15 protein-coding genes are annotated in these 13807 nt (G+C 65.2%); 10 read left to right on the top strand and 5 right to left on the bottom strand.

The genetic code is table 11. From position 1 onward, the window contains the following. The first annotated feature begins 110 nt into the window (after nucleotides 1-110). From pafA to RM2_RS13360, 8 genes are all read left to right on the top strand, one after another. The gene (gene pafA, locus RM2_RS13395) at nucleotides 111-1469 is read left to right on the top strand and encodes a Pup--protein ligase (protein ID WP_218017225.1); all 1359 of its coding nucleotides are present in this window, start codon (nucleotides 111-113) and stop codon (nucleotides 1467-1469) included. A gap of 47 nt (nucleotides 1470-1516) precedes the next feature. Next, nucleotides 1517-2506 (top strand): helix-turn-helix transcriptional regulator, encoded by a 990-nt coding sequence (locus RM2_RS13390; protein WP_072689989.1) that lies wholly within the window; start codon nucleotides 1517-1519, stop codon nucleotides 2504-2506. Then, nucleotides 2503-3480, top strand: coding sequence for a helix-turn-helix transcriptional regulator (locus RM2_RS13385; protein ID WP_072689988.1), 978 nt, complete (start codon nucleotides 2503-2505; stop codon nucleotides 3478-3480). The genes RM2_RS13390 and RM2_RS13385 overlap by 4 nt, the downstream gene beginning before the upstream one ends. Continuing rightward, a complete protein-coding gene (locus RM2_RS13380) occupies nucleotides 3477-4544 on the top strand; it encodes a 2-dehydropantoate 2-reductase (protein ID WP_072689987.1) in 1068 nt (355 codons plus the stop codon). Before RM2_RS13385 ends, RM2_RS13380 begins: the two co-directional genes overlap by 4 nt. 68 nt (nucleotides 4545-4612) lie before the next feature. Next, nucleotides 4613-4909 (top strand): Sec-independent protein translocase subunit TatA, encoded by a 297-nt coding sequence (gene tatA, locus RM2_RS13375; RefSeq protein ID WP_072689986.1) that lies wholly within the window; start codon nucleotides 4613-4615, stop codon nucleotides 4907-4909. Nucleotides 4910-4980: 71 nt separating this feature from the next. Next, nucleotides 4981-6021, top strand: coding sequence for a twin-arginine translocase subunit TatC (gene tatC, locus RM2_RS13370; RefSeq protein WP_072690116.1), 1041 nt, complete (start codon nucleotides 4981-4983; stop codon nucleotides 6019-6021). Nucleotides 6022-6039: 18 nt separating this feature from the next. Further along, entirely contained in the window at nucleotides 6040-8772 is a 2733-nt protein-coding gene (locus RM2_RS13365; protein ID WP_072690114.1) for a DEAD/DEAH box helicase, read from the top strand. Between the two features lie 101 nt (nucleotides 8773-8873). Further along, on the top strand, nucleotides 8874-9503 hold the full coding sequence (locus tag RM2_RS13360) for a DUF4333 domain-containing protein (RefSeq protein ID WP_072690112.1): 630 nt from the start codon (nucleotides 8874-8876) through the stop codon (nucleotides 9501-9503). Between the two features lie 35 nt (nucleotides 9504-9538). Here the strand turns inward: RM2_RS13360 and RM2_RS13355 are convergent, their stop codons facing one another. From RM2_RS13355 to RM2_RS13345, 4 genes are all read right to left on the bottom strand, one after another. After that, nucleotides 9539-9739 (bottom strand): chymotrypsin family serine protease, encoded by a 201-nt coding sequence (locus RM2_RS13355; RefSeq protein WP_072689985.1) that lies wholly within the window; start codon nucleotides 9737-9739, stop codon nucleotides 9539-9541. A gap of 12 nt (nucleotides 9740-9751) precedes the next feature. Continuing rightward, nucleotides 9752-10120 carry a chymotrypsin family serine protease gene (locus RM2_RS13350; protein ID WP_072689984.1) on the bottom strand — a complete coding sequence of 123 codons (369 nt, stop codon included), beginning with the start codon at nucleotides 10118-10120 and terminating at the stop codon, nucleotides 9752-9754. Further along, nucleotides 10117-10245 (bottom strand): hypothetical protein, encoded by a 129-nt coding sequence (locus tag RM2_RS25635; RefSeq protein WP_281250416.1) that lies wholly within the window; start codon nucleotides 10243-10245, stop codon nucleotides 10117-10119. Before RM2_RS25635 ends, RM2_RS13350 begins: the two co-directional genes overlap by 4 nt. A gap of 174 nt (nucleotides 10246-10419) precedes the next feature. Then, nucleotides 10420-11376, bottom strand: coding sequence for a 5'-3' exonuclease (locus RM2_RS13345; RefSeq protein WP_072689983.1), 957 nt, complete (start codon nucleotides 11374-11376; stop codon nucleotides 10420-10422). A gap of 35 nt (nucleotides 11377-11411) precedes the next feature. Here RM2_RS13345 and RM2_RS13340 point away from each other — a divergent pair, with 35 nt between their 5' ends. Beyond that, nucleotides 11412-12551, top strand: coding sequence for a M24 family metallopeptidase (locus RM2_RS13340; RefSeq protein ID WP_072689981.1), 1140 nt, complete (start codon nucleotides 11412-11414; stop codon nucleotides 12549-12551). A 78-nt stretch (nucleotides 12552-12629) separates the two neighbouring features. Beyond that, entirely contained in the window at nucleotides 12630-13388 is a 759-nt protein-coding gene (locus tag RM2_RS13335; protein WP_072689979.1) for a polyprenol monophosphomannose synthase, read from the top strand. Here the strand turns inward: RM2_RS13335 and RM2_RS13330 are convergent. Next, nucleotides 13348-13770, bottom strand: coding sequence for a TIGR03618 family F420-dependent PPOX class oxidoreductase (locus tag RM2_RS13330; RefSeq protein ID WP_072689977.1), 423 nt, complete (start codon nucleotides 13768-13770; stop codon nucleotides 13348-13350). The genes RM2_RS13335 and RM2_RS13330 overlap by 41 nt on opposite strands. Between the last annotated feature and the right edge of the window lie 37 nt (nucleotides 13771-13807).

Below are 13807 nucleotides of genomic sequence, written 5' to 3'. Positions count from 1 at the left end.
CTACGCGGTGGATCCTGCCTAGCTGTGTGTTCACCAACTCGGCGTATGTGTGTGGTGTTGCCGAACGGGTTTGCCTCTCCGGTTGGTGCTCGGCGTTGTACTGTCGAAGTGTGCAGCGGCGAATCATGGGAATTGAGACAGAGTTCGGCGTGACCTGCACCTTCCATGGTCACAGGCGGTTGAGCCCGGACGAGGTTGCGCGCTACTTGTTCCGTCGGGTGGTGTCGTGGGGCCGTAGTTCCAACGTATTCCTCCGGAACGGTGCCCGCCTGTATCTGGACGTGGGATCGCACCCCGAATACGCGACGGCCGAGTGCGACAACCTCATTCAGCTGGTCAACCACGACCGAGCGGGCGAACGGGTGCTGGAGGAGTTGCTGATCGACGCAGAACAGCGGCTTGCCGAGGAAGGCATCGGCGGTGACATCTACCTGTTCAAGAACAACACCGATTCGGCGGGCAACTCCTACGGCTGCCACGAGAACTTCCTCGTGGCCCGGGCGGGCGAGTTCTCCCGGATCTCGGACGTGCTGTTGCCGTTCCTTGTCACGCGACAGCTGATCTGTGGCGCAGGTAAGGTCCTGCAGACACCGAAGGCGGCCACCTTTTGCCTGTCGCAGCGCGCCGAGCACATCTGGGAGGGTGTCTCGTCTGCCACCACCCGATCGCGGCCCATCATCAACACCCGAGACGAACCGCATGCCGATGCGGAGAAGTACCGCCGCCTGCACGTGATCGTCGGCGATTCGAACATGTCGGAATCCACCACCATGCTGAAGGTGGGCACCGCTGCACTTGTGCTCGAGATGATCGAGGCCGGGGTGTCGTTCCGCGACTTCGCCCTCGACAATCCGATCCGCGCGATCCGTGAGGTCAGCCACGACGTCACCGGTCGCCGGCCGGTGCGACTGGCCGGCGGCCGACAGGCCAGCGCGCTGGACATTCAGCGTGAGTACTACGCACGGGCAGTGGAGCATCTGCAGAACCGTGACCCCGATCCGCAGGTGACGCAGGTGGTGGACCTGTGGGGCCGGATGCTGGACGCTGTCGAATCACAGGACTTCGCGAAGGTCGATACAGAGATCGACTGGGTGATCAAGCGCAAGCTCTTCCAGCGTTACCAAGACCGCCACGGCTTCGAGCTTGCCGACCCGAAGATCGCACAGCTGGATCTGGCCTACCACGACATCAAACGGGGCCGAGGCGTGTTCGACGTCCTGCAACGCAAGGGTCTCGTAAAGCGGATCGTCGAGGATGAGACGATCGAGGCGGCGGTCGACACTCCGCCGCAGACGACGAGGGCAAAGCTACGCGGCGAGTTCATCATCGCAGCTCAGGAGACTGGACGCGACTTCACTGTCGACTGGGTGCACCTCAAACTCAACGACCAGGCCCAGCGGACGGTGCTGTGCAAGGATCCGTTCCGGTCGGTTGACGAGCGGGTGGAGCGGCTGATCGCCTCGATGTAGCGGCGCTTGCCGAGTCAGAAACACGCTCACCCGTTAGGCTTCCGGGCGTGTCGACATCAAAGATCGAGCGCTTGATGAACCTGGTGATCTGTTTGCTGTCCACCACACAGTTCCTCACCGCCGAGAAGATTCGCGAAAGCGTTGCAGGGTATGACAGCTCCGCCAGCGATGAGGCGTTCAGTCGCATGTTCGAACGCGACAAGAACGAACTTCGGGATCTCGGCGTGCCGCTCGAGACCGGTCAGGCGTCACGGTTCTCGACCGTCGAGGGCTATCGGATCAATCCAGAAGCCTATGGGCTCCCCGACGTCGATCTCAGCCGGGAAGAGTCCACTGCGGTGGCCGTCGCCGTCCAGTTGTGGAAGTCGCCGGAGCTGGCGGCGACGGCTCAACGTGCGCTCCTCAAGTTGCGGGCAGCGGGTGTTCAGGTCGACCCGCACACGGAGGCGACGCCTGTCACGGCCGTTCCGGCCCGCACCCGGGGGTCCGAGCCTGCGATGGGCAAGCTCCTGGCGGCGGTCGATGCGGGTCGTGCAGTCCACTTTCCGCATCGCGGCGCCCTCAACGAGCCGTTTACCGAGCGCACCGTCGAACCCTGGGGCGTCGTTACTGCGCAAGGCCGCTGGTATCTCGTCGGTCACGACGTCGACCGTGGCGCGGTCCGGACGTTCCGGTTGTCCAGGATCGGCGAGGAGGTGACCGAGTTCGGTCCGTCGGGGGTCGTCCACAAACCCGCAGATGTCGACCTTCGTGAGATCGTCGATCGAGCCACCGGTTCGGGTGATATCACCGGCACCGCCACCGTGTGGGTGGCCGAGGGCCGCGCCCAGGACCTGCGCCGCCTCGGCTCGACGAGAGCGGAGAGAGATGTGAACGAGCGGCTCGGCAGTGTGCTGGAGATTCCTGTCCGCTCGTGGGACTGGATCGCGCGACTCGTCGCAGGGCACGGGGCGGACGCTCTGGTGCTTGCCCCGCCGGAACTACGCCACGACGTGTTGACGAAGCTGCGAGGCGCAGCAGGGGAGGGAACGTCATGAGCAGCAGGTTGTCGTCGATATTGTCCAGGCTCCTCAATCTGGTGCCGTACTTCATCGCGAACCCAGGGATGAGCGCGGCTGAGGCCGCCGCGGAACTGGGAGTCACCACCACCCAGTTGATGTCCGATCTCAATCAGCTGTGGGTGTGCGGTTTGCCCGGTTACGGTCCCGGTGACCTCATCGACCTCTCGTTTTCCGAAGAGAGCATCGAGGTGACGTTCTCGGCGGGCATCGATCGCCCCCTGCGGTTGACGTCCACGGAAGCGACCGTGCTGCTGATTGCCCTGCGTTCGCTGGTGGAGATGCCGGGCATGGTCGACCCGTCTGCGGCGTACAGCGCGATCGCGAAGATCGAGGACGCCGCCGGCACCGCGGCGCGCGGGGGGGTGGTGCGGCCCCCGGTGCAGGATTCGGACGAGGACGCCGCGGAGTATCCGATCGCCGCCGCGGTAAGGTCCGCGCTGCATCACCGGCGCGCGCTGCAGTTGACGTACTACTCGGCATCTCGGGACCGGGTCACCGAACGTACCGTGGATCCGGTACGGATCGTGCTGGTCGACAATCATAGCTATCTGCAGGCCTGGTGCCGTCAGGCCGAAGGGGTGCGGCTGTTCCGCCTCGACCGAATCGACGCCGCCACAGGACTGGACGAACCGTCTATCCCGCCAGCCCAGGCACTCGTGCCTGAATCCAACCTCGAACTGTTCAGCGGCGACGCCTCCCTGCCGCAGGCGCGGTTGCGTATCGCTGCCGACTGCGTGTGGGTGCTCGACTACTACCCGATGGATGACGTCGAGGTCGCTGCGGACGGCTCGGTGGAGGCGAGTATGAGTTACGGGGCGCTCGACTGGATGGCACGTCTGGTGCTGGGTTTCGGTGCGGGAATCACAGTGTACGAACCTCCGGAGCTGGTCGGCGAGGTGCGCCGCCGAGCCGTCGAGGCGCTGTCGGCCTACGACAGCGTCGACGCATGAGCAGGGGTACGCGTCCGGTGCGGATCACCGTCTTCGGCGCGGGCAGTGTCGGATGTTACATCGGTGGTCGACTCGCCGCGGCGGGTGCTGAGGTGACCCTGATCGGCCGCGAGCGGATCGGGGCCGAGATTCGTGAACACGGGCTGCAGCTGACGGATCTGCACGGTGCGGATGTTCAGGTCGATGCCGCCGCGGTCACCTTCGCCACCGACTTCGCCGCGGCGGGCACCACAGATCTCGTCATCGTGTCCGTGAAGTCGGCGGACACCGCAGGGGTCGGCACCGTTCTGGCGTGGGCGCTCGACTCCGGTGCCGTTGTAATGAGTGCGCAGAACGGACTGGGCAACGCGGACGCGCTGCGCGAGTCGCTGCCGGGCCATGTTGTTCTTGCGGCGATGGTGCCGTTCAACGTGGTCCGCCGCGGACCCGGACATTTCCATCAAGGGTCCGGAGGTGGCCTGGAGATCGAACGTCATCGCGCCGTGAGTGGATTTGCATCGGAGTTCGAAGCGGCGGGATTGCCGTTGCACCAGCATGACGATTTCCGGGCGGTGCAGTGGGCGAAGCTGTTGCTCAATCTGAACAATGCGGTCAATGCCTTGTCCGATCTACCGCTCCGTGAGGAGTTGTCGCAGCGATCGTTCCGGCGCGCTCTCGCCCTGGCTCAGCGGGAAGCGCTCGATCTTCTGACTGCCCGCGGAATCGCAGTCGCCAAACTCACGCCGGTGCCGCCGCACCGGATTCCCTGGTTGCTGAGTGTCCCGGACTGGTTGTTCCGGAGGGCGGGGAGTCGAATGCTGGCCATCGACCCGCACGCCCGGTCGTCCATGTGGGACGACCTCGAAGCGGGCCGGCGCACCGAGGTGGACTGGATCAGCGGGGAGGTCGTGCGACTGGCCGCGGCGGCGGGCACAGATGCTCCGGTGAACGCGAGACTTGTCACGCTGATCCGTGAGGCTGAGGCCGGCGGCGGCGAACGACGGTGGACCGGCAACGCCCTGGTCGCCGATCTCCGCTCACAGCAGGCGGCGGGCAAACCGTCCGCCAAACGGCAGCCGGAGTAGCCTTCCATGGGACTGGTGCCGGGTATGTCCGGTACCATCTGGTTACCTGATCTTTTTGGAGGTTTCAAATGGGAGCTTTGAGTCCCTGGCACTGGGCCATCGTTGCGCTGGTCGTCGTCATCCTCTTCGGATCCAAGAAGCTGCCCGACGCGGCTCGCGGACTCGGACGCTCGCTCCGCATCTTCAAGAGTGAGGTCCGCGAGATGCAGAACGACGACAGCACGCCGGCGCCCTCCGCGCCGCCGAGTGGGTCTGCCCCACAGCAGAGTGCACCTGCCGAACTGCCGGTCGCGGACACCACGACGACACCGGTCACCCCTCCGGAGCCGGTACAGTCGCAGCACAACGAACCCAAGTCGGCTTAGTCCGAGCCGCCTGACAACCGGGGTGAATCTTCACCCCGGTTTGATGCTGACCAAGACTAGGGCGAACAGTGGTGCGAATTCCCTTCGATCCGCGAAACACTAAGCGGAGGACCAACCCCGACGGCACGATGACGTTGGTCGATCACCTCTACGAACTGCGTACGCGATTGCTGCTGTCGGTGCTGGCCGTCCTGATCACCACCGTAGTGGGGTTCTTCTGGTACTCCCATCAATTTCTGGGGATCGAAAGTCTCGGTGAGTTGTTGCGTGGGCCGTACTGTTCGCTCCCCGATTCGAGTCGGGCCGACCTCAGTAGCGACGGCGCGTGCCGACTGCTCGCGACGGGACCGTTCGACCAGTTCATGCTCCGATTCAAGGTTGCGTTGACGGCTGGCATCGTCCTGGCCTGTCCCATCTGGCTGTATCAGCTGTGGTCATTCATCACTCCTGGCCTGCACGCTAAGGAACGCCGCTACGCGGTGGGTTTCGTCGCTTCCGGCGCGGCGCTGTTCGTCACCGGTTCCGTACTGGCGTACGTGGTGGTTGCGAAGGCCCTGCACTTTTTGCTGACGATCGGTGACAATGTCCAGATCACAGCGCTCAGCGGTACGGAATACTTCGGGTTCATCGTCAACCTGCTGATCATCTTCGGTGTGAGCTTCGAGATTCCACTGTTGATCGTCGCCCTGAATGTCGTCGGCATCCTTCCCTACGCGAGGCTGAAGGCGTGGCGTAGGGGCCTGATCTTCGGACTGTTCGTGTTTGCCGCGATCGCCACTCCCGGCCAGGACCCGTTCTCGATGCTCGCGCTGGCGCTTGCGTTGACGCTGCTGTTCGAGCTCGCCGTGCAGGTCGCCCGCCTCAACGACCGACGCAAGGCTCGCCGCACGGAGCAGGAGTGGGGCGCCCTCAGCGACGACGAATCGTCTACGATCGGCGCACCGTCCGACTTGAGCGAAGCGTTCGATGTCAGCGCGGCCCCGGTACCCGAACCAGCCGGCCGGTCTCGGCGTTGGCGTAGATCCGGGAAGTCCGGTGCGGCGACCGACAGTGCTGACACGGACACGAACGGCGGCAACACACCGGGTCAGGACTTCTCCGACACGCTGTGACAATCTGACGGGGTGGCAGTGACAACAGGTGAGAAGACCGGCGGCACCGAACTCGATGTGTTCTCGGCTCAGCTTGGCTTCGCGCTCGACCCCTTCCAGATCAATGCCTGCCGCGCGCTCGAGGGTGGGCACGGTGTCCTCGTTTGCGCCCCGACCGGTGCGGGAAAGACTGTGGTCGGCGAATTTGCGGTGCACTTGGCACTTGCGGCCGGACGCAAGTGCTTCTACACGACACCCATCAAGGCACTGAGCAACCAGAAGTATGCCGACTTGGTGCGGCGCTACGGCAAGGACAGCGTCGGTCTGCTGACCGGCGACTCGAGCATCAACTCGGACGCGCCGGTGGTCGTCATGACCACCGAGGTGCTGCGGAACATGCTGTACGCGGATTCGCAGACGCTACACGGGTTGTCCCACGTCGTCATGGACGAAGTGCACTTCTTGGCGGACCGATTCCGGGGCGCCGTGTGGGAAGAGGTGATCCTTCACCTGTCCGACGACGTCCGCCTCGTCAGTCTGTCGGCGACCGTCAGCAACGCCGAGGAGTTCGGTGCATGGATGGAAACCGTTCGCGGCGATACCAGCGTTGTGGTCGACGAGAACCGTCCGATTCCGCTGTGGCAGCACATCATGGTCGGACGTCGGCTGTTCGACCTTTTCGACGTGCGCGCGGGGAGTGGGGACGCGCGCAAGGATCTGGTGGTGGACCAGGATCTGGTGCGTCACGTCAAGCAGCGGCAGGCTCTGGACCGAGCCGACTCCTGGGAGTCGAGGGGTCGAGGACGCCGCGGGGGCCGCGGGTTCTCCAGCGACTTCCGCCCGCTGCCGCGACCGGAGGTGATCTCCCGTCTCGACGACGAGGGACTGCTCCCGGCCATCACGTTCATCTTCAGCCGGGCAGGGTGTGATGCAGCGCTGGCGCAGTGCCTGCGTTCATCGCTCCACCTGATTACGCCGGAGCAGGTTGAAGAGATCCGGACGATCATCGATGCCCATACAGCGGAGCTCCCGAAGGCTGATCTTGTGGTCTTGGGCTACTGGGAGTGGCGCAAGGCCCTCGAACGGGGTCTCGCCGCGCACCACGCGGGGATGCTGCCTGCCTTCCGGCAAACTGTCGAGGAATTGTTCGTCAAGGGTCTGGTGCGGGCAGTGTTCGCCACCGAGACGTTGGCACTCGGCATCAACATGCCTGCTCGTACCGTCGTCCTCGAGCGGCTCGTGAAGTACAACGGTGAGGCCCACGCCGAACTCACACCCGGGGAATACACCCAGCTCACGGGGAGAGCTGGGCGGCGCGGAATCGACATCGAGGGTCACGCGGTGGTCCTCTGGCAACCCGGTGTGGAACCGGTGGATGTGGCCGGTCTCGCCTCGACCCGGACGTTTCCGTTGCGCAGTTCGTTCCGTCCCGGCTACAACATGACCATCAATCTCGTCGACCGTATGGGTGCCACAGAATCGCGTGCGCTGCTCGAGCGGTCGTTCGCCCAGTTCCAGGCTGATCGTTCCGTGGTGGGTCTGACCAGGGGTATCGAACGAAACGAGGCCGCGCTCGTCACTCTCCGGGAACGGCTGGGCGGCGTGGACGGTGAGTACTTCGAATACGAGCGGCTGCGGGAGGAACTGAGCAGCCGGGAACGGTCACTCGAGCGGCAGGGCCGGACCGAACGCCGAGACACCGCCATCGCGTCGCTCGTGGCGCTCCGCCGCGGCGACGTCATCGCGATCCCCGTAGGCCGGCACTCCGGACTCGCCGTGGTACTCGAGCCCGACCGTGATGAGACGGATCCGAAGCCGCTGATCCTGACCGAGGCGAAGTGGGCGGGCCGGGTGTCGGCGGGCGACTTCCCGGAGCCGGCACGGTCTTTGGGGTCGATGCAGATGCCTCGGCGCTTCGACCACCACACCGCGCGGATCCGGCGAGATCTGGCCTCGGCGTTGCGCAGCACCGGAATCGTCGCGCCGGGCCGACGGAAACGGAAGAAGTCGGGTGCCGTCGGCGACGACGCCGAGATCGCTCGGTTGCGCCGCGCTATCCGGCAGCACCCCTGCCACAGTTGGCCCGACCGCGAGCAGTTGAGCCGAATCGGTGAGCGCCATAGCAGGCTTGCCCGCGAGACCGAGACGATGCGGCAGAAGGTGGCCGCCACCACGAACTCGTTGGCGCGCACCTTCGATCGCATCCTGTCGCTACTGGCCGAGCGCGACTACATCTCGGCGGGCGGGCACCCCGAAGCGACGGAACACGGAACGCGGTTGAGTCGAATCTATTGCGAGAGTGACCTCTTGGTTGCCGAGTGTCTCCGGCAGGGTGTGTGGAAGGGACTCGGGCCTGCGGAGCTTGCCGCCGCCGTCTCCTCGGTGATCTTCGAGTCTCGCCGTGAAGGGGAGACCGTCGAGCATGGCGGCACTGGACTGCTGCGGCATGCACTGGACGAGACCGTGCGGGTGTGGCGGGAGTTGCGAGCTGACGAGATCCGGCACAAGTTGCCGCCGACGCGGGAACCGGACTTCGGTTTCGCTTCCGCCGTTTTCCATTGGGCGAGTGACAATTCACTGGTCGAAGCATTGATCGCGGCAGGGGATCAGGGACGTGCTCTGTCGGCAGGCGACTTTGTCCGCTGGTGCCGGCAGGTGATCGATCTGCTCGAGCAGGTCCGCTCGACCACGTCGGACCCGGAGGTGGGCAAGGCCGCGGGTCGCGCCGTGGCGGCCATCCGTCGCGGTGTCGTCGCGGTGGATGCTGCGTGAGCTGACCGGTCTGGTTGGATCTACAAAGCTGCGCGAAGGCCCGAAACTGGTGGTTGGGCGTTACGGTAATACGAGACTGGACACGCGAGCGGGAGGCGATGATGAGCGGCCCTTACGGACCGAACGACCCGAATGGGCAATGGGCTCAGGGACAACAGTCGGGTGGGGGCGACCCTGACCAAACCGGAGGTCAGTACTGGGGGCCGCAATACGGTCAGCAGCCGCCCGCTCAGCAGTGGGGTCAACCCGCCCCGAGTCAGCCGCCGTATCCCGGGCAACCGCCGTATCCCGGGCAACCCCAATGGGGTCCGCCGCAACCCCAATGGGGTCAGCAACCCGGACCGCCAACCCAGTGGGGTCAGCCCCAACAATGGGGACCTACTCCCGGTCAGCAGCAGTGGGGTCCGCCGCCGCCAAGGAAGACGAAGCAGCCGTGGATCATCGCTGGTGCCGCAGCTCTGCTCGTCGTCGTGGGTGCAGTGCTGACGCTTGCGTTTACCGTGTTCCGCACGGACACCCTAGATCAGCGGGCGGCCGAGGAGGGTGTCGAGCGCATCGTCACCGAGTCGTACGGCGCGGCTAACGTCTCGGGTGTCACTTGCCCGGCGGATCAGGAAGTGAAGACGGGCAATAGCTTCACCTGCGATCTCACCGTCGACGGGGACGACAAGCAGGTCACTCTCACCTTCACCGATGACAAGGGTACGTATGAGGTGAGCCGCCCGAGTTAGCGATACCGACACATCGGCCGTTGACGACGTAGGGATCATGCCTCGACGTTTGACCGGTGTTCGGCGAGCCCGTCGACGGTAGTCAGCATGTATCCTCCGGCCTTCGTGAGAGCAGCGGACACCGAGTAGGACCTGCCGTAGTCCGTGGGGAACAGGTCGCCGCGTGCCGAGTGAATTCCCAGAGCAGCGTTGTCGCTGGTGCGGATCAAGGGCGCGCCGCTGTCGCCGGGCGCCATCACGAGATTGTGTCAGATCCAGTCACCAGTGGTAGCGGTGACCTTGCCGCACTGCCATCCCGAGGTCATCCCCTCGCTACACACCTCATCGCCCACCCGAGCCTTCCCTAGCGACTCCGGTGACACCTTATTCGAAGCTGCAACCGGCTGAGCGTTCCCGTTCAGCGCGATAGTCGCCCAATCCGATGAGATGGGGTCCCACTTCTCCTCGAACGACGACTTACCGGTCTCGCCGATCAGCTTTCCGCCGGCATACACACGCATTCCGGGAAATGCGCAATGCCCGGCTGTCAACGCCACCGGCTGGTTCGACGGGGTCGTCCCGACGAACGCGACGGTGCACCCCGACCAGGAACCATCGGGTTTCTCAACAGTGATCACGCAACGGGAGTAGCCCCTGACGCCGCCCTTTCCTCCGTGGGGGCAGCGGATGCCACCCCGATTCCGATGCTTGCAACGGTGAGAGCGGCGGCGGCAACAGCGGTGATCTTACTGGCGATGCTCAAGTGAACCTCTTTGTCCGACGGTGTGTTGGGAGGGGATGACAGCGAAACCTCGATGCCATCCATACTGGGCGCCGGAGTCTATTGCGCTTATCTCTTGATTTTTCGGGAGGTGGGCAGGTTCGGCCGAACCCTGTCATCATTCACAAACTGTCGGTACAGAGTTAGGGTGCGATCTCAGGACGCCTGGGCAGTGGCCGCCGACTTCAGCGCCTTCTCGAGGCGTCCGACGGAGTTTGCAATTCCCAGTTCCTCCGCAAGTTCGCCGAGCAGGGACGGGTCGACCGGCGCGGCGGGCAGCGCGTCGCCCCGTGAGAACGAGACGTCGGCGTCCCGCACCACCTGCACGACCGGCAGTGCGGCGTCCAGGTAGTCGGCTGCGGCCGCGAACTTCGCCCGCACGCCCTTCGCCATTTCGGAGCCGGGATCGAGCGCGGCGGCCCGCAGGTTTTCCAACGACCCGTACTGCATCAACATGCTGGAGGCGGTCTTCTCGCCGACCCCTTTCACTCCGGGCAGGCCATCGGACGAGTCACCGCGCAGGAGAGCGAGTTCCGCGTACGCTTCGCCCGCCCGTTCAACGGGCACGCCGTATTTGGCTGCCACTTCTTCCGGTCCGAGCAGTTCGGCCTTCGCGAGTCCACGCACCACATACAGCACCCGCACAGGCACCGGATCGTCGGTGACCACCTGGAGGAGGTCGCGATCGCCGGTGACCACGATGGTGGTGTCGCGGGTTTCGGTGGCGGCGAGGGTGCCGAGAACATCGTCTGCTTCGAGCCCTTCCGCGCCTGCGGTGGCTATTCCGGTGGCGGCGAGGACATTCAGGATCATCGGGATCTGTGGCGACAGGGTGTCCGGCACCTCCTCCTCGGCCCCGCCGGTGTCCTCGGCAACCCGGTGTGCTTTGTAGGTGGGCACCGCCTGCACCCGGAACGCCGGCCGCCAATCGAGGTCGAGGCACACCGCGACCCGTGAGGGTTCGAATTTGGTGATCAGCGCGGCGACCATGTCGGTGAAGCCGCGCACCGCGTTGACGGATCGTCCGTCGGGAGATGTGATCGAGTCCGGTAATGCGTAGTACGCGCGAAACCACAGGCTGGCACCGTCGAGGAGAAGCAGAGGCCCTGTCATGTCCTCATCTTGCCAAACCGGTTTAGCCTGAAGTCATGAGTTCCCTCGGCGCATCGCCTTCACGCTTCCCAACCGCTGTCTATGCCGACCGAATCGCTCGGGCCGGCGGCCTCGCCCGTGCCGCCGGACTCGACGGCCTCCTGATCACACCCGGCCCCGACCTTCGATATTTACTGGGTTCACGGGCGGAGTCGTTCGAACGCCTCACCTGCCTGGTGATTCCGGCAAACGGCGATACAGCGTCCGTTGTGGTACCGCGGCTCGAACTGGCCTCTCTCACCGAATCTGCGGCGTACGAACTCGGTCTGACGATTCAGGATTGGGTCGACGGCGTCGACCCGTACCGCGTGGTGGCGGCGCTACTCCCCGCCCCCGCCCGGACAGCCGTGACGGATGCGATGCCTGCGCTGCATTTGATCCCGCTGTCCGAGACGCTCGGTGAACTGCCCGTCCTTGCGACCGGGGTTCTGCGCGAACTGCGAATGGTCAAGGACGAGGCGGAGATCGACGCTCTACGCCGGGCTGGGCAGGCCATCGATCGGGTCCATGCCCGGATGGGCGAGTTCCTGCGGGTCGGTCGCACCGAAGCTCAGGTTGCGGCCGACATCGCAGCCGCCATCCTCGAGGAGGGGCATACTGAGGCCGCGTTCGTCATCGTGGGCTCGGGGCCGCACGGGGCCGATCCGCACCACGAGGTGTCCGAGCGCGGCATCGAGTCGGGTGATGTCGTGGTCATCGACATCGGCGGTCCCGTCGAACCCGGCTACAACTCGGACTCCACGCGCACGTACAGCATGGGTGAACCCGACCCCGCTGTCGCGGAGCGGTTCGCTGTGCTGGAGCAGGCACACGCGGCGGCGGTCGATCTGGTACGCCCCGGTGTGACGGCGGAAGCAGTCGACGCCGCAGCCCGTGATCTGCTCGCGGCCCGGGGGCTGGCGGACGCCTTCGTGCACCGGACCGGCCACGGGATCGGGCTCTCGGTACACGAAGAGCCCTACATCGTGACGGGGAACTCGATGGAATTGGCGGAGGGCATGGCGTTCAGCGTGGAGCCGGGGATCTACTTCCGCGGCGAGTGGGGTGCGAGGATCGAGGACATCGTCATCGTGACTGCCGACGGATGCGAACCGGTGAATACCCGCCCGCACGGGCTGGGGGTACTCCCCGGGTAACATTTGCCATTTGTTCACGCCCACATCCGTCGTTGTGCGTTGCGGCGAGTGTGGAATCACAGATCACGCGAAGGTGTCATGGAGAGCGTTCCCCCGAAGGTAACCGTCGTTGTACCGACCTACAACGAACGCGACAACCTGCCCAAGATCGTCGAATTCCTCGCGGCGCTGGGCATTGCGAATATGCACGTGCTGGTTGTCGACGACGATTCGCCGGACGGCACCGGTGAGGTCGCGGACAAACTCGGCGTCGACGGTCCGATCCCGGTCGGTGTCCTGCACCGGACGGTGAAGGACGGGTTGGGGCGCGCCTATGTGGCCGGGATGAGTCGGGCGCTGTCCGAGGGCGCGGACATCGTGATCCAGATGGACGCCGACCTGTCGCACCCTTGTGAGGCCATCCCGGGGATGCTGGAAACTCTGGCGACGACAGACGCGGCCGTCGTGCTCGGATCCCGGTACGTGACCGGCGGCGCGGTCGCCGACGCCTGGCCGTGGCATCGCAAGGCGCTGTCGGCGTGGGCGAACTTCTACGTCAATGCGATCCTCCGGTTGCGGGTGAAGGACGCGACCGCCGGGTTCAAGGCGTGGCACGCCGACACCTTGCGCGCGATCGACGTCGACGGCGTGCGGAGCAACGGGTACGCGTTTCAGGTGGAGATGAACTACCGCACGGTGCAGCGTGGCATGACGATCGCCGAGGTCCCGATCCGGTTCGAGGAGCGCACCGACGGGGTGTCCAAGATGAGTTTCGCCATCCAACTCGAGTCCGCGATGGTCCCGTGGAAGCTGCGGTTCAGTGGTGCCGCACCGCGGCCGAGCCGAGTACGCGGCTGACCGCGATCTCGACGACCACCCGTGCCGGATTCTCTCGGGGAGTGCTGTACCGGGTGTACCGGGCCGCGTAACGGGCCACCGCGTCGGCGACCAAGCCGGGGTCGGTCAGGACGCGGGACGGTCCCTCGAGGGTGATCCAGCGGCGCCCGTCGACCTGAGTCACCGCCGCGTACCCCCCGCGGTCGGCGTTGAGCGCCTTCTGCGAGGAACCGTTGGTGATCACCCGCGCCACCCCTTGCTCGTGATCCCAGCTGAAGCCGACAGCCACCACGTGCGGGGTGCCGTTCTTGCGGAGTGTCGTGAGTGTGCCCAGGTGATGTTCACCGAGGAAGGTGAGCGCCTCGTCGGTCAGGTGGAGCGGGGCGGCGGGGGTGCGGTCCATGCCCCGACGTTAATCCAGGACAGTCAGTCCAGGACAC

This window comes from Rhodococcus marinonascens NBRC 14363 (genome assembly GCF_001894885.1).
GTDB classification, from domain to species: domain Bacteria; phylum Actinomycetota; class Actinomycetes; order Mycobacteriales; family Mycobacteriaceae; genus Rhodococcus_F; species Rhodococcus_F marinonascens.
The sequence above is the reverse complement of the archived record's forward strand: the minus strand, read 5'-3'. Positions and strand labels throughout refer to the sequence as shown.